Raw genomic sequence first — 14,217 nt, forward strand, 5'->3', positions numbered from 1 at the left:
CATGGTCCGCCGCCGCTGCTTTCTGCTACAGTCCCGAGCATGTGGAGCAACGTCCTCGACCTTGAGGAATTCTACGGCAGCACGCTCGGCCAGATGACCCAGCGGCTCCTGCGCACGCGCCTGCGCGAAGTCTGGCCGAACGTGCGCGGCGAGACGGTGCTGGGCCTCGGCTATGCGCAACCGTTGCTGCGTCCCTTCATGGAAGAGGCGGCGCGCACACTTTCCTTCATGCCCGCCCAGCAGGGGGTCACGCGCTGGCCACGCGAGGGACGCAACCTCGCGACCCTGGTCGACGAGCTCGACCTGCCGCTGCCCGACCGCTCCGTCGACCGGGTCGTGCTGGTCCATGCCGTCGAATGCACCGAGCAGCTGCGCCCGCTGCTGCGCGAGATCTGGCGCGTGATGGCCGATGGCGGCCGCATGATCGTCGTGGCGCCGAGCCGCACCGGCTTCTGGTCTCAGATCGACCGTTCGCCCTTCTATCAGGGCCATCCCTATTCGACGGGCCAGCTCAACGCGCTGCTGCGCGCCAATATGTTCGCCCCGCTGCGCCAGACGCGCGCGCTTTATATGCCGCCGACGCGGTCGCGACTCATGATGCGCATGGCGCCGACCCTCGAGCGCTTCGGCCAGCGCTGGCTCGCCCGCTTCGGCGGCGTCAACGTCATCGAATCGGGCAAGCAGCTCTATGCCGGCATTGCCGAGCGCAGCCAGCCGCAAGCCGTTCCGGTGCGGCCGAAGCTGAGGGTCGCCAGTTCGCGTGACACGCCGCAGGTTGTTGGCGCCGCACGCAAAGCCGAGGATGGCGACAAGCCCTCCTCCTGATCTTCCGAAAGAAAGAACGACATGTCATTCGCTCCGCGCGTCATCGCGCTGCTGGGTTTTGGCGAAGCCGGTTCGGCGATCGCCCGTGGTCTTGCGGCCGAGACGGGATGGCGCGGGCCTTCGAAGCCCGGTGACAATGCCCCGCGCCGCGTCATCGCCATCGACACCGCCCTCGACAAGGACCCGCGCGGCACGGCGCTGGGCAAGGTCGCGCGCGGCCTCGATGTCGCGATCGCCGATGGCTACACCGAAGCGCTGAGCGAAGCCGATCTCGTGATCTCTGCCGTTCAGGGCGAGCATGCCCTCTCGGCGGCGCAGTCCGCCGCGCCGCTCCTGAAGAAGGGCGCGCACTATCTCGACCTCTGCACCGTCACCGGCAAGATGTCGGACGAGGACCGCGCCGAGATCGAGAAGGGCGCGGGTCGCTACATCGACATCGCCGTCATGGGCGGCTTCTTCAAGCAGGGCATCAAGGCGCCGATGCTGGTGGCGGGCGAGGATGCCGCCGACGCCGTTGCCTGGATGAATGCCAACGGCTTCGTCGCAACCTTGCTCGGGCCGAAGCCCGGCAGCGCGTCGTCGGTGAAGATGCTGCGCAGCACGCTCGTGAAGGGCATCGAGGCGTTGGGCGTCGAGGCGCTGGTCGCCGCGCAGCGGCAAGGCATCCTCGACGAGGTGCTGGGTTGCCTGGGCGATGCCGATTCGATGGGGCTCGCCGGCTTCATCACCATGCTGGTGCAGACCCATGTCGTTCATGCCCATCGCCGCTGGGAGGAGATGGGACTGGTCGCCCAGACGCTGCGCGAGACCGGCGTCGATCCGCTGATGACGGAAGTCATCGAGAAGAGCCATCGCCGTACCGTCGATGCCCACATCGCGCCGGCCGATGGCCAGGTGCCGAGCCTCGAAGAAGCGCTCAGGATTCTCTCGGACAAGGTGATCCGTGGGCACTGAGATCGGGGCGGGTGAAGTCTTCGACCGGCTGGTAACGCTTCTCACCGATGCCAAGGCGAAGTTTCGCATCATCGAGCACGCCCACGAGGGTAAGTCGGAAGCGATCAGCGCCATTCGTGGCAACCGTCCCGACCAGGCCGCCAAGGCCATGGTGCTCGACGTGCGCGGCGGTGGCGGCGGCAAGCGCCACGTGCTTGCCATCCTGCCGGGCAGCCGCAAGCTGGACTTCGCCGCCGTCGCCGCTCTCTTCGAGGCCCGCAAGTGCGGCTTCGCCTCGCCGGACACGGCGCAGGCGCTGACCGGCTGCGTCATGGGTGCGGTCCCGCCCTTCGCGCTCGATCCCACCCTTTCGATCGTGGTCGAGGAAGACCTGCTCGCCAACGAGACGCTTTTCTTCAATGCCGGCCGGCTCGACCGCTCGATGGAGCTCGACACGAAGGACTGGCTGGCGATCGCCAAACCGCGCCTCGCCCGGATCGCCGTTCGTGACTGAGACCTGGAGCTTCGGCCCCGTCAGCGAGGCCGACTTCGAACCGCTTCTGGCCCTGCGCACCGACGTGATGCGCGAGCATCTCGAACGGGTCGGCCGCTACACGCCCGAGCGATCACGCCGCATGTTCCGCGGACATTTCGACGAGCCGGGCACGCGATTGATTGTTCAGGAAGGTGTCCGCCTCGGCTGCGTCGGCTTTCGCCGAAGCGACGAGGAAATCCGCATCGATTCGTTCTATCTCGACCGCCGCCTGCACGGCTCGGGCCTCGGCACGTCCGTCCTGAAAGCGCTGCTGGCCGAAGCCGATGCCGCCGGTCTGCCCGTACGTCTCGAAGTGCTGAACGGCAGCCCGGCCGATCGCTTCTACCTGCGCCACGGCTTCGTGAAGCTGAGGGAAGATGAGATCGAGGGCTTCTACGAGAGACCCGCCGCTGGCCGAGCAATCGCCGCGCTGCGGCCGCGCGGTCGCGGTCATCAGTTCGTCTTCTACGGCGACGCCTGTTCCGGCGTGGCCGGCGCCCTGCACGAACGCACCTTCGCCGGCGTCAACGCGGCCGTGCGGCAGCTCGCGCCGGCGCCCGAATTCATCCTGTTCCTGGGCGACGAAATCGCGGGTTACACGGCCGACGCCGATTCGCTGCACCGTCAGTGGCGGCACTGGCTCGACCAGGAGATGGGCTGGCTCGACCGCCGTGCGACCCCGATGTGGCACACGACCAGCAACCACGCGACCTACGATGCGATGAGCGAGGCGGTGTTCCGCGAGGTGCACGACCACCTGCCGCGCAACGGGCCTCCCGGACAGGAAGGCCTGTCCTACTGGGTGCGGCGCGGCGACCTGCTGCTGGTGTTCGTCCATACGCTGTGGACCGGCCTCGGCGGAGAGGGACACGTCGAGACGGACTGGCTTCGCGACGTCCTTTGCCACCATGCCGATGCCCGCCACAAGATCGTCGCGGGCCATCATCCAGTCCATCCGGTGAACGGCTTCGCCGGCGCCTATCAGCGCGATATCGGCCCGGAGCACGCGACCACCTTCTGGAACCTGCTGATCGAGAACGGGGTGCTGGCCTATCTGTGCGGCCACATCCTGGCCTTCGACGTTCAGGTCCATCGCGGGGTGCTGCAGATCTGTACCGCGGGCGCCGGCACCGCCCACCGCATGCCGGAGGGGATCGAGTATCTCCATGCCGTCCAGGCGGCGCTGGATGACGCCGGCCTGCGCTATCAGGTGTTCGATGCCGACGGCGTGATTCGCGAGAGCCTATCTTGGCCCCTGGAGGTGCCGCCCGTCGAGCAGTGGCGGCGTCTGGCGGAAGCCCGTTTCGGGAGGGACAGGATTGCGGCCTTCCGCTTCACCGGCCGCACCGCCGCTGCGGGCACAAGCACCGCCCAGACCTTCATGGCGGCGTACCGGCCCGGCCTGCGCGCGCCCTTCTGGGTCGGCCTTGGCGGGCCAGCGCAACGCCTGATGGTGATCCTGGAACCGGAGCCCGGGCGCAGCCCGCACTATTGGCTAGGTCCGCCGGTGACGGCCGATGCGCCGTTCGACATCCAGTTGCTCGTCCATCCCGCAATGGGACCCGGTGGCCTGCTCTATCGCCTGTCCGGCGATGACGCCTGGACGTCCCTGTCGGCTGCCTCCGCCTGGGGCGCCGAGCGCCTGCATTGGCCCGATCGCTGGAGTATCGGCCAAGGCCCGCAGGGTCGGGGCGATCGGCCATTCCTCGGGGCCGACCTCGCGATCTCGGCCACCACTTTCGATCCTGGCGAGGCTTAACCGCGCCTCAACATGAACACCGCCTGTTCGCCGATCAGGTTGGCGAGAAGCGGCGGCAGGGTGATACGGCGGCTCTTGCTGTTGAGCACGATACCGCGCTCGATGCGCACGCCCATGGTGCGGCAGAGCGCCCGGAAATCGTCGATGCTGCAGAGATGGATGTTGGGCGTGTCGTACCATTTGTGGGGCAGCGACGCGGTCTCGGGCATGCGGCCGCCGAACACCAGCCGCAATCTCACCTGCCAGTGTGCGAAGTTGGGAAAGGACACGATGGCGTGCTTGCCGACGCGTAGCATCTGTCTCAGCACCTCGCGCGGTTCGCGCGTGGCCTGCAGCGTCTGACTCAAAATCACATAGTCGAACGCATCGTCGGGATAGCCCCGCAGGTCGGCGTCGGCATCACCCTGGATGACCGACAGGCCGTTGGCGACGCAGGCATTCACGCCGGCCTGGCTCAGTTCCATGCCGCGGGCATCGACTCCCTTGGCATTCATGAGATGGGCCAGCAGCGCCCCGTCGCCGCAGCCGACGTCGAGCGCGCGGGTTCCGGGCTCCACCATGTCGGCGATGAGCTGCAGGTCGACGCGGATCGGGGCGTTCATCAGTGGGCACTCCGGAGGCCGCGGACCGTGGCGGCGCCCTTGAGGAAGCCCGAGAGGGTTCGGAACATCTCCGGCTCGTCGAGCAGGAAGGCATCATGGCCCTTGTCGCTGTCGACCTCGACGAACGACACGTTGGCGGCCGCAGCATTGAGCGCGTGCACGACGGCGCGACTCTCACGCGTCGGGAACAGCCAGTCGCTGGTGAAGGACATCAGGCAGAAGCGCGTGGCGGTGCCCTTGAAGGCATTGGCGAGCACGCCGCCATGCGCGCCCGCGAGGTCGAAATAGTCCATCGCGCGCGTGATGTAGAGATAGCTGTTGGCATCGAAGCGGTCGACGAAGGTCGACCCCTGGTGGCGCAGGTAGCTCTCGACCTGGAAATCGGCGTCGAAGCCGAAGCCCAGCGCGTCGCGATTCTGCAGGGAGCGGCCGAACTTGCGCTGCAGGGCCTGCTCCGAGAGGTAGGTGATGTGCGCCGTCATGCGGGCGACGGCGAGGCCGCGCGCCGGGTTGGTCTGATGCAGGCGATAGTCGCCGCCCTTCCAGTCGGGATCGGCCATGATCGCCTGACGGCCGACCTCGTGGAACGCGATGTTCTGCGCCGAATGATGGGCGGCGCAGGCGATCGGTACGGCCGAGAAGACGCGCTTGGGATAGCTCGCGGCCCATTCGAGGACCTGCATGCCGCCCATCGAGCCGCCGATCACGCAGAAGAGGTCGGGAATGCCGAGATGATCGAGCAGCGCCGCCTGCGCCCGCACCATGTCGCCGATGGTCACGACCGGAAAATGCAGGTTCCACGGCTGGCCGGTCGTGGGGTCATGGGCCTGCGGGCCGGTCGTGCCCATGCAGTGGCCGAGCACGTTGATGCAGATGATGAAATAGCGTTCGGGATCGAGGATCTTGCCCGTCCCGATCAGGCTCTCCCACCACCCTTCCTTGCCGGTGACGGGATGACGATCGGCGACGAACTGATCGCAGGTCAGCGGATGGCAGACCAGGACGGCGTTCGACTTCGCGTCGTTCAGCGTACCGTAGGTCTGGTAGGCCACCCGGTAGGGGCCGAGATCGACGCCGCAATCGAGGCGCAACGGCCGGTCCACGCCCAGGATCGCGTGGCGGCACTGGGCGAGCGCCTTGCGTTCGGCATCGGTGAGGTCGTCGAGCACTGCCCACTCCAACGAAAAAGCCCCCGACCGGAAAGGACGGGGGCTTTTTCGAGCACTCCGACCTTTTAGCGGTGTTTAACGTGGCCGCAAGCCGGTCGGCTCAAATTCCACGGAGAGGCTCTATACGGTCGCGGATGGCGGGAGGCAAGCCTCTTGCGGCTTGTTTGCCTTTACGCGGGCCGTGCGGACGTAGTATCGCCGCTGCGCACAGGAAAAAACGGCCTTATGGACGCTCCCAGTCTCGACAGCTTGCGGCAGGAAATCGACGCCATCGATACCGACTTGCACGGCCTGATCCGCCGTCGCGCGGAGGTCGTCGAGCATATCTCCGCAGCCAAACCGGCGGGTGGCCTCGCCCTGCGCCCGGGACGTGAAGCGCAGGTGCTGCGCAAACGGATGGCGGCGCACGACGGCCGGTTTCCGTCCGGTGCGGTCTATCGCATGTGGCGAGAGATGATGAGCGCCTTCACGCTGATCCAGACGCCCGGACTCAAGATCGCGATCTGCCGGCCGGACGACCAGCCCGGCTACTGGGACCTCGCCCGCGACCATTTCGGTTGCCAGATCCCGTTCGTCGCCCACGACACGCCGGCCGGGGTCCTGTCCGCGGTGCGCGCCGGACCGACGACCATCGGCATCGTGCCGGCGCCGCTCGAAACGGATTCGACCCCTTGGTGGCCCCTGCTGGCCGGCAAGGACACGACCCTGCCGACCGTGGTGGCCCGTCTTCCGTTCCTCGCCATGCCGAATGCACGGGCGCGCGGAATCTCGGCCTTCGTGCTGGCCCGAATCGACGCCGAACCGAGCGGTTCGGATCGCGCCCTGCTCTCGGTCGAAGCGAAGAACGGCCTGAGCCGGGATCGTATCGCCGCTGCGGTCGCCAAGGCCGGCCTGCCGGCCTTCACGTCGGCGCTGGACCAGGTCGTGGCCGGGGTGCATCACTACCTCGTCGAGGTGCCGGGCGTGATCGCAGACGACGATCCGCGCCTGCGCGACCTCGAAACGGCCCTGGGACTGGAAAAGGGCTGTGCGGCCGCCATCGGTGCCTATGCCGTGCCGATCGACGCCAAACCGTGATCTGAACTTTCTGAGGAGACTGGCATGAGCGCGCTCACCCCGCGTCCGGGCATCATGAAGATCGCGCCCTATGTGCCGGGCAAGGACTCGATCGACGGCAAGGAGACGATCGCCAAGCTGTCGTCCAACGAGGGCGCGCTGGGGCCGTCGCCCAAGGCGATGGCGGCCTATGCCAAGGCCGCGGCCGATCTGCATCGCTATCCCGACGGCGACACCGCGAACCTGCGCAAGGCGCTGGGCCGCCACTACGGCCTCGATCCGGCCCGCATCGTCTGCGGCGCCGGCTCCGACGAGATCCTGAACCTGCTGGTCCGGGCCTACTGCGGTCCCGGCGACGAGCTGCTCTACAGCCAGTACGGCTTCCTGATGTACGCGATCAACGCGCTGGGTGTCGGCGCGACTCCGGTCGCAGCGCCGGCCAGGGAGTATGGCAGCGACATCGATGCCATGCTGGCGGCGGTGACGGACAAGACGCGCATCGTCTGCCTCGCCAATCCGAACAATCCGACCGGCACCTATGTCACCAAGGACGATGTGCGCCGCCTGCATGCCGGCCTGCCGAAGAACGTGCTGCTGATCATCGATGCGGCCTATGCCGAGTATGTCAGCAGGAACGATTATGACTCGGGCGTCGAGCTGGTCGACCAGGCCGAGAACGTGGTGATGACCCGCACTTTCTCGAAGATCTACGGCCTGGGTGGATTGCGTCTCGGCTGGATGTACGGCCCGGCCGGAATCGTCGACGTGATGAGCCGGCTGCGCCAGCCGTTCAACGTCAACTCGGCCGCGCAGATCGCGGGCATCGCGGCACTCGACGACATCGCCCACGCCGACGCCAGCCGCACCAACAACGACATCTGGCTGCCGTGGCTCAGCACCGAGCTCACGAAGCTTGGGCTCGAGCCGGTGCCGAGCGTCGGCAACTTCCTACTGGTCGGTTTCGGCTCGAAGGAGCGCGCGGTCGCGGCCAACGACTGGCTGATGAACGACGGTTTGATCCCGCGCCTGGTCGCGGGCTACGGCCTGCCCGAGCATCTGCGCATCACGGTCGGGACCGAGGCCGAGGTGAAGGCGGTGCAGGCCTCGCTGGCCCGCTTCGTGGCGGCGAAATGACCGCCCCCCTGTTCGACAAGATCGCGCTGATCGGCATCGGCCTGATCGGCGGCTCGATCGCACTCGAGGCCCGCAAGCGCGGCCTGGCCAGGACGATCGTGGCCGCGACGCGCAGCCCCGAGACGGCGGCCCTCGCCAACAAGCTGAAGCTCGCCGACCATTGCGGCACCGATCTCGCGGAAGCCTGCCGGGATGCCGACCTCGTGATCGTCTGCACGCCGGTCGGCGCCTGCGGGCCCGCCACCAAGGCCATCGCATCGAGCCTGAAGCCGGGCTGCATCGTCTCCGATGTCGGCTCGGTGAAGCAGACCGTGATCGCCGACATGGCGCCGCACATCCCGAAGGGCGTGCATTTCGTGCCGGCCCATCCGGTCGCCGGCACCGAGAATTCCGGCCCCGAAGCGGCGCTGCTCGATCTGTTCCAGGGCCGCTGGTGCATCGTGACACCGCTGCCCGACAGCGACGAGGCTGCCGTCGCCCGGCTCGAAGCCTTCTGGAAGGGTCTCGGCAGTCAGGTCGAGCGCATCGACCCGAAGGACCATGACCGCATCCTGGCCATCACCTCGCACCTGCCGCACCTGATCGCCTACACGATCGTGGGCACCGCCGACGATCTCGGCGGCCACCTCAACAGCGAGATCCTGAAGTTCGCCGCCGGCGGCTTCCGCGACTTCACGCGCATCGCCGCCTCCGATCCCACCATGTGGCGCGACGTGTTCATGAACAATCGCGAGGCCGTTCTCGAAGTGCTCCAGCGCTTCCAGGAAGACCTTTTCTACCTGCAGCGCGCCATCCGCTGGGGCGAGGGCGACAAGCTGTTCGACCTATTCACGCGCACGCGCGAAATCCGCCGCGCCCTGATCCACCTCAACCAGGCCTAGGGTGGGCGCGCCGGCGGCAAAGTCCTCGACCCAGCCCGAGTGGGTCTTCGGCTACGGCTCGCTGATGTGGAACCCGGGATTCGCGACGCCGGAAACGCAGGCCGCACGGCTCCAGGGCTGGCACCGCGCCTTCTGCATCTATTCGGAACACTATCGCGGCACGCCCGAAAAGCCGGGGCTCATGCTCGGCCTGCTGCCGGGCGGCTCCTGCCGGGGCCTGGCGCACCGGCTGCCCGCCGCCGCCTACGACGCGGTGCGGCGATATCTGATCCATCGTGAGATCGATAACGACGGCGTGTACGTCGAGACGGTTCGGCCGATCCGGCTCGACGACGGGCAGGTCGTGCCGTCCCTCGTGTATCTCGCCGATCGCTCCCACCGGCAATTCGCCGGGAAGCTGCCGGAAGCGGAGGCGCTCCGCCTGATCCGACAGGGCCAGGGCGCCACCGGCACCAGCCTCGACTACGTACAGAACACCGTCACCCATCTCGGCGAGCTGGGCCTCAGCGACCGCTCGCTCGAGAGGCTGGCCCGCGCCGCCGCTGGCGGCGCCGGGCCTTGGGACGTCAGTGGCGGGCGGCCTCGGTCGCGAACACCGACTTCACGACGAAGCTGAGTTCGTCGCGCGCCTGCTCGATCGACAGGCCGAGGCGCTGGCGCAGGACCACCCAGCTTTCCGGTGCGATGGCCAGGGCCAGGGCGGTCAGGGTCCGCTGACGCGACTCTGCCGGCAGTGCCGCCAGCTCCAGCGCGAACGACTGGGAGAGATGCGCGGTGTTGGCGCTGTAGATCTGGGAGATCATGTCGGCCGCTTCCGGCGACCGGCGTTGCAGCGTCTCGACGAAGGTCCACATCGGACGGAGCTGCTCGTAGCGGTCGGCGCACTGATTGATCAGGCTGGCGACGCGCTGCTCGACCGGACCGGCGGACGCGAGTTCCGGCGCCTCCCCGACCAGGGCGGCCAGCACGCGGCCGAGGACGGCGACGTAGAGTTCGGCGGTGTCCGCAAAGTGCTGGAACACGGTGCGGGCGGAGACTCCGGCCATCTGGGCGATGTCGCGCACGATCGGCGCGACCTGCCCCGCCGCAGCGAGGGCCAGGGCGGAGGCGACGATCGACTCGCGCGTGCGGGCGACGCGGTCACCGCGACCGGCCGTGTTGAGCTGCTTCGTGTGCAGGGTCTGACCGTCCATTTCCTGACTCCCCAGCGAGTGTTTGCCGTCTTGTCGGCAACCTTGCCGATCTTAAAGATGACGCAAGCAAATCACTATATATGAAGCTACTACTGCATCCTCATTTCAAGTACTGCGATGCGCTATAAAAGCGCGATCGACGTAAGTTTTGTGTAAGCCGACGGTGCCCCGATGTCCGAGAAAGTCTTTGCTCCTGCGTCCCTCGCCGCCCAGGCGATGGGATGGATCGACCCGGTCACCAAGGCCGTCGTGCCGCCAATCCATATGGCGAGCACCTATCTGCGCGACGAGGACAACGGCTATCGCTCGGGACGCATCTACGCGCGCGCCGATAATCCCACATTCGACCAGGCTGAAGCAACGCTCACGGCGCTCGAAGGTGGCGCGAAGTCGCTGATCTTCTCCTCGGGCATGAGTGCCGCCACCGCCTGCTTTCTCGCCCTCTCGCCGGGTGACCATGTAGTGACTTCCAAAGTCATGTACTGGGCGCTGCGCAACTGGCTGATGACCTTCGCGACGCAGTGGGGCCTCAAGGTCGAGTTCGTCGACACCGACAAGACCGACGAGGTCGCGGCGGCGGTGAAGCCAGGGATCACCAAGCTCGTCTGGATCGAGACGCCGGCCAATCCGACCTGGAGCGTGTCCGATATCGGAGCGATCGCCGACATCGCCCACAAGGCCGGCGCGCTGCTCGGCGTCGATTCGACTGTCGCGACGCCCGTCCTGACACGACCGATCGAGCATGGCGCCGACATCGTCATGCACTCGGCCACCAAGTACCTGAACGGACATTCCGACATAATCGCCGGCGCGCTCACCGGTGCGCGCGACGATGCCTATTGGGCAAAGCTGCGCACCATCCGCGCGCAGCTCGGCACCATTCTCGGCCAGACCGAGGCGTGGCTGCTGATGCGAGGCATGCGCACCTTGTTCCCGCGCGTCGCCTGGGCCTGCAAGTCGGCCCAGAGCCTCGCCGAAAAGTTCGCCGAGCATCCGATGGTGGAGGAGGTCCTCTATCCCGGCCTGCCCTCCTTCGCCGGCCATGCGGCGGCGGCAAAGCAGATGACAGGCGGCTTCGGCGGCATGCTGTCGGTGCGGGTGAAGGGCGGCGAGCGCGCGGCCATCGCCACGGCGGCGCGCGTCGATCTCTGGAAGCGGGCCACGTCGCTGGGCGGCGTCGAGAGCCTGATCGAGCACCGCGCCAGCATCGAGGGCCCGGGCACCCCCTGCCCGCCCGATTTGCTGCGCCTGTCGGTCGGCGTCGAGGAGAGCAGCGACCTGTTCGACGATCTCGATCAGGCGCTGAAGCGCGCGCACAACGCTTAGAAAAGACTCCGTCGTCGAGACGACGGGATTTTTATTGGGCCTTCGCTCCAAACACCGAGGCGAGGCCGGCGCCGATGCGCTCGTTCATCATCTCGATCGAGCCATCGGTGTAGGCGGCGATCTTGGCGCCCGCGAGATGTCGCGCGAGCGGATAGTCGGCGCGCAGGCCATTGGCGCCCATCGCCTGGATGCAGTCGGCGATGCGCTGCACGGCCATGTCGGTCGCAAACTTCTTGGCGTGCGCCGCCGGCAGCACGGCGTCGGCACCCTCGTCGATCAGGCGGGCGGCGCGATAGCAGAGCAGGCGCGCGGCTTCGAGATCGGTCGCGGCGTCGACCAGCTTCCAGCGCACGCCCTGATGCTCGATCACCGGCTGCCCGAACGTCCTGCGCTGCTGCGTGTAGCGCACGGCGGTTTCCAGCGAAGCCTGCAACATGCCGCAGCACATGGCCGCAACATAGGCGCGGGCGCCGTTGATGCCGGCCAGTGCCGCCTTGAAGGCCTTGCCCGGCGGATGCAACACCGCCTCGTCGGGCGCGAAATAGTCGATCAACCGGAAACCACCGACGCCGATCGCGTGGCCGCCATGCAGTTCGAACGGCTTCTCGCGATGAAAGCCCGGCCGCTCCGCCTCGATGGCGAGGCAGATGATGCCGCGATAGCCCTGCGCCTTGTCGGTCTGCGCGTAGGCGACCGACAAACCAGCCACCGCAGCATTGGTGATCCAGGCCTTGGCGCCGTTCACCTTCCAGCCGCCCTCGACCCGGACGGCTTCCATTTCGAGGCCGCCGAAATCGCTGCCGACACCGGGTTCGCTGAGACCCGCGCAACCGATCAGCTCGCCGGTCAGCATCCGCGGCAGCAGGCGCGCGACCTGGGCCGGCTGGCCGTCGCGGGCGAAGCGCGCGCAGGCATTGTGATGGTTGATCAGCGCGAAGGCGAAGGCGAAGTCGTGCCGCGCGATCTCCTCGAAGGCGCGCAGCTTGCAGGAGAAGGACAGGCCCTGCCCGCCATGCTTCTTCGCCAGCTCGATCGTGTTGAGGCCGAGGGCGCAGGCCGCCTGGATGGTCTCGAGCGGATAGCGGCGCTCCCATTCCCAGCGCGCGGCGTTGGGGGCCACATGTTCTTCGGCAAAAGCCTTGGCGCGCGCCACGACGGCGCGCTCTTCGGGGGTGAGGACTTCATCGAGCATGTTCCTGAGATACACGATTGGACCTCCGGTGCAACGGCGGGCTAGAATGGACCCAATGCGGGTGTAGCTCAGGGGTAGAGCGTCGGCTTCCCAAGCCGTAGGTCGCGGGTTCGAATCCCGTCGCCCGCTCCAAGATTTTTCGGGCAGGAACGTCGTGATGGATGGTGTGGCACCGGCGCCGGTCGTGGCCAGCGGCGACTTCGCGGCCGACACGGCCGCCTTCTCTGTCTATTGGCGCGACACGACGGAACGTCTCTCCCGCCTGCCCGCCAAGCCGGACCGCGACGCCGCCACCTACGACCAGGCCGAGTCCCTCAAGCAGGCCGCCCGCGAGGCCCGCTTCGCCTTCCTGCGCCGCCACGCCCGTACGCTCTACGACCGGCTGACCGACAACCGCGCCAAGTTCGTGCGCATCGAGCGGCTGGTCTATGACGCCGCCGCCCTCGTGCCCGGCCTCGCGCCGACGCAAGCCCAGGTCGCGGCCGAAGCCGAATTACGCCAGTCCGAGAAGGACGGCGTGGAGATCGACCAGGGGATCCTCTGCAACCAGTTCCTCGCCGATCCCGAGTGCGGCCTGCACCTCTGCCACGCCATGCTGCTGCCGCGCGAGGAATCGGCAGAGGCGCTGGCGAAGTTCCAGCGCGACGGCAGCCTCGACCTCGGCTGCGCCAGGGTCGAGCGCCAGGGCAAGGCGGCGGTGCTGCTATTGTCCAACCGACGCTTCCTCAATTCGGAAGACAATGCGACCCAGGCCGCCACGGAGATCGGCGCCGACGTCTGCATCCTCGACCGGCAGAGCGAGGTCGCGGTGCTGCGCGGCGACGTGGTGCCGGAGGGCAAGTATGCCGGCCGCCGCGTCTACAATGCCGGCATCAACCTCACGCACCTCTATTACGGCAAGATCCCGTTCCTGTGGTTCCTGATCCGCGACATGGGGTTCGTGAACAAGATGTTCCGCGGCCTCGCGCGACCGGACGTGGCCCCCGATGAAGTCGCGGGCGATTCGATCGAGAAGCTGTGGATCTCGGCGGTCGAGACCTTCGCCATCGGCGGCGGCTGCCAGATCCTGCTGGCGACCGACTTCAACATCGCCGGCCGCGATGCCTACATGACCTTGCCGGCGCGCAAGGAAGGCATCATCCCGGCGATGGCGAACCTGCGCCTGTCCCGCTTCGTCGGCGACCGGCTGGCGCGCCAGGCGATCATGTACGAGCGCCGCATCGAGTGCGATTCGGAGGTCGGCCGCATGATCTGCGACGAGGTCGTGGCGCCGGAGGAGATCGACGAAACCATCGTGCGCGTGATCGACCGGCTGACCGGATCGGGCGCGGTCGGCGCCATCGGCAACCGCCGCGCGCTGCGGCTCGGCGTCGAGCCGCTCGACACGTTCCGCCGCTACGCCGCGCTCTATGCCCGCGAGCAGGCCTACTGCCACTTCAGCCCGGCGCTGATCTCGAATCTGGAGCAGTACTGGAACGCCGCGAGCCGCCGGGCATAGTGGTCATTCCACAAATGACCTCATCCTGAGGAGCGGTCCGCAGGACCGCGTCTCGAAGGATGGGAACGCGCACCATGTCTGTGGCCCATCCTTCGAGACGGCCCTTCGGGCCTC

At 67.5% G+C, this 14,217-nt stretch carries 14 protein-coding genes, 1 tRNA gene and 1 riboswitch; of the genes, 11 read left to right on the forward strand and 4 right to left on the reverse strand.

The window, feature by feature from the left end:
* Positions 1 to 39: 39 nt before the first annotated feature.
* From ACT6UX_RS00645 to ACT6UX_RS00660, 4 genes are read left to right on the forward strand one after another with little or no spacing between them, the layout of a single operon-like run.
* Complete coding sequence (locus tag ACT6UX_RS00645; protein ID WP_444773205.1) at positions 40 to 825, forward strand: class I SAM-dependent methyltransferase; 786 nt, start codon at positions 40 to 42, stop codon at positions 823 to 825.
* A gap of 21 nt (positions 826 to 846) precedes the next feature.
* Positions 847 to 1,779: a DUF1932 domain-containing protein gene (locus ACT6UX_RS00650; RefSeq protein WP_444773206.1), complete on the forward strand. Its 933-nt coding sequence runs from the start codon at positions 847 to 849 to the stop codon at positions 1,777 to 1,779.
* Positions 1,769 to 2,272 carry a YbaK/EbsC family protein gene (locus ACT6UX_RS00655; protein WP_444773207.1) on the forward strand — a complete coding sequence of 168 codons (504 nt, stop codon included), beginning with the start codon at positions 1,769 to 1,771 and terminating at the stop codon, positions 2,270 to 2,272. Before ACT6UX_RS00650 ends, ACT6UX_RS00655 begins: the two co-directional genes overlap by 11 nt.
* A complete protein-coding gene (locus ACT6UX_RS00660; RefSeq protein WP_444773208.1) occupies positions 2,265 to 4,052 on the forward strand; it encodes a GNAT family N-acetyltransferase in 1,788 nt (595 codons plus the stop codon). The genes ACT6UX_RS00655 and ACT6UX_RS00660 overlap by 8 nt, the downstream gene beginning before the upstream one ends.
* On the opposite strand, the gene metW is transcribed toward ACT6UX_RS00660, so the two are convergent.
* Positions 4,049 to 4,654, reverse strand: a complete 606-nt coding sequence (metW, locus tag ACT6UX_RS00665) for a methionine biosynthesis protein MetW (protein ID WP_444773209.1) — start codon at positions 4,652 to 4,654, stop codon at positions 4,049 to 4,051. The two genes, ACT6UX_RS00660 and metW, sit on opposite strands and share 4 nt — an antisense overlap.
* On the reverse strand, positions 4,654 to 5,766 hold the full coding sequence (gene metX, locus ACT6UX_RS00670; RefSeq protein ID WP_444773676.1) for a homoserine O-acetyltransferase MetX: 1,113 nt from the start codon (positions 5,764 to 5,766) through the stop codon (positions 4,654 to 4,656). The genes metW and metX overlap by 1 nt, the downstream gene beginning before the upstream one ends.
* A 102-nt stretch (positions 5,767 to 5,868) precedes the next feature.
* A riboswitch (SAM riboswitch) is annotated at positions 5,869 to 5,944 on the reverse strand.
* 104 nt (positions 5,945 to 6,048) lie between these two features.
* Between metX and ACT6UX_RS00675 the strand changes: the two genes are divergently transcribed.
* Genes ACT6UX_RS00675 through ACT6UX_RS00690 form a run of 4 tightly spaced genes read left to right on the forward strand, consistent with a single transcriptional unit; the run spans position 6,049 to position 9,510 of the window.
* Positions 6,049 to 6,900 (forward strand): chorismate mutase, encoded by an 852-nt coding sequence (locus tag ACT6UX_RS00675; protein WP_444773210.1) that lies wholly within the window; start codon positions 6,049 to 6,051, stop codon positions 6,898 to 6,900.
* A gap of 24 nt (positions 6,901 to 6,924) precedes the next feature.
* Complete coding sequence (hisC, locus tag ACT6UX_RS00680) at positions 6,925 to 8,013, forward strand: histidinol-phosphate transaminase (RefSeq protein ID WP_444773211.1); 1,089 nt, start codon at positions 6,925 to 6,927, stop codon at positions 8,011 to 8,013.
* The gene (locus ACT6UX_RS00685) at positions 8,010 to 8,894 is read left to right on the forward strand and encodes a prephenate/arogenate dehydrogenase family protein (protein WP_444773212.1); all 885 of its coding nucleotides are present in this window, start codon (positions 8,010 to 8,012) and stop codon (positions 8,892 to 8,894) included. The genes hisC and ACT6UX_RS00685 overlap by 4 nt, the downstream gene beginning before the upstream one ends.
* Before the next feature lies 1 nt (position 8,895).
* Positions 8,896 to 9,510 (forward strand): gamma-glutamylcyclotransferase, encoded by a 615-nt coding sequence (locus tag ACT6UX_RS00690; protein WP_444773213.1) that lies wholly within the window; start codon positions 8,896 to 8,898, stop codon positions 9,508 to 9,510.
* On the opposite strand, the gene ACT6UX_RS00695 is transcribed toward ACT6UX_RS00690, so the two are convergent.
* A complete protein-coding gene (locus ACT6UX_RS00695; protein ID WP_444773214.1) occupies positions 9,461 to 10,087 on the reverse strand; it encodes a TetR/AcrR family transcriptional regulator in 627 nt (208 codons plus the stop codon). The genes ACT6UX_RS00690 and ACT6UX_RS00695 overlap by 50 nt on opposite strands.
* A 171-nt stretch (positions 10,088 to 10,258) precedes the next feature.
* Between ACT6UX_RS00695 and ACT6UX_RS00700 the strand changes: the two genes are divergently transcribed.
* Positions 10,259 to 11,413 carry a trans-sulfuration enzyme family protein gene (locus ACT6UX_RS00700; protein ID WP_444773215.1) on the forward strand — a complete coding sequence of 385 codons (1,155 nt, stop codon included), beginning with the start codon at positions 10,259 to 10,261 and terminating at the stop codon, positions 11,411 to 11,413.
* A gap of 31 nt (positions 11,414 to 11,444) precedes the next feature.
* Here ACT6UX_RS00700 and ACT6UX_RS00705 read toward each other — a convergent pair whose 3' ends face one another.
* Entirely contained in the window at positions 11,445 to 12,620 is a 1,176-nt protein-coding gene (locus ACT6UX_RS00705) for an acyl-CoA dehydrogenase family protein (protein ID WP_444773216.1), read from the reverse strand.
* A gap of 42 nt (positions 12,621 to 12,662) precedes the next feature.
* Here ACT6UX_RS00705 and ACT6UX_RS00710 point away from each other — a divergent pair.
* Together ACT6UX_RS00710 and ACT6UX_RS00715 are read left to right on the forward strand one after the other, a co-directional pair.
* Positions 12,663 to 12,737: transfer RNA gene (locus tag ACT6UX_RS00710), tRNA-Gly, on the forward strand.
* A 25-nt stretch (positions 12,738 to 12,762) separates the two neighbouring features.
* Positions 12,763 to 14,103 (forward strand): enoyl-CoA hydratase/isomerase family protein, encoded by a 1,341-nt coding sequence (locus tag ACT6UX_RS00715; protein ID WP_444773217.1) that lies wholly within the window; start codon positions 12,763 to 12,765, stop codon positions 14,101 to 14,103.
* Positions 14,104 to 14,217: the final 114 nt, after the last annotated feature.

Origin of the sequence: Reyranella sp. (assembly GCF_052439685.1) — a bacterium.
GTDB lineage: Bacteria > Pseudomonadota > Alphaproteobacteria > Reyranellales > Reyranellaceae > Reyranella.

Bases quoted from the DNA above. Each gene is read 5' to 3' on its own strand.
- ACT6UX_RS00685 (WP_444773212.1), top strand. From the start codon at position 8,010: ATGACCGCCCCCCTGTTCGACAAGATCGCGCTGATCGGCATCGGCCTG.
- ACT6UX_RS00700 (WP_444773215.1), top strand. From the start codon at position 10,259: ATGTCCGAGAAAGTCTTTGCTCCTGCGTCCCTCGCCGCCCAGGCGATG.
- ACT6UX_RS00715 (WP_444773217.1), top strand. From the start codon at position 12,763: ATGGATGGTGTGGCACCGGCGCCGGTCGTGGCCAGCGGCGACTTCGCG.
- ACT6UX_RS00675 (WP_444773210.1), top strand. From the start codon at position 6,049: ATGGACGCTCCCAGTCTCGACAGCTTGCGGCAGGAAATCGACGCCATC.
- ACT6UX_RS00695 (WP_444773214.1), bottom strand. From the start codon at position 10,087: ATGGACGGTCAGACCCTGCACACGAAGCAGCTCAACACGGCCGGTCGC.
- hisC (WP_444773211.1), top strand. From the start codon at position 6,925: ATGAGCGCGCTCACCCCGCGTCCGGGCATCATGAAGATCGCGCCCTAT.
- metW (WP_444773209.1), bottom strand. From the start codon at position 4,654: ATGAACGCCCCGATCCGCGTCGACCTGCAGCTCATCGCCGACATGGTG.
- ACT6UX_RS00650 (WP_444773206.1), top strand. From the start codon at position 847: ATGTCATTCGCTCCGCGCGTCATCGCGCTGCTGGGTTTTGGCGAAGCC.
- ACT6UX_RS00645 (WP_444773205.1), top strand. From the start codon at position 40: ATGTGGAGCAACGTCCTCGACCTTGAGGAATTCTACGGCAGCACGCTC.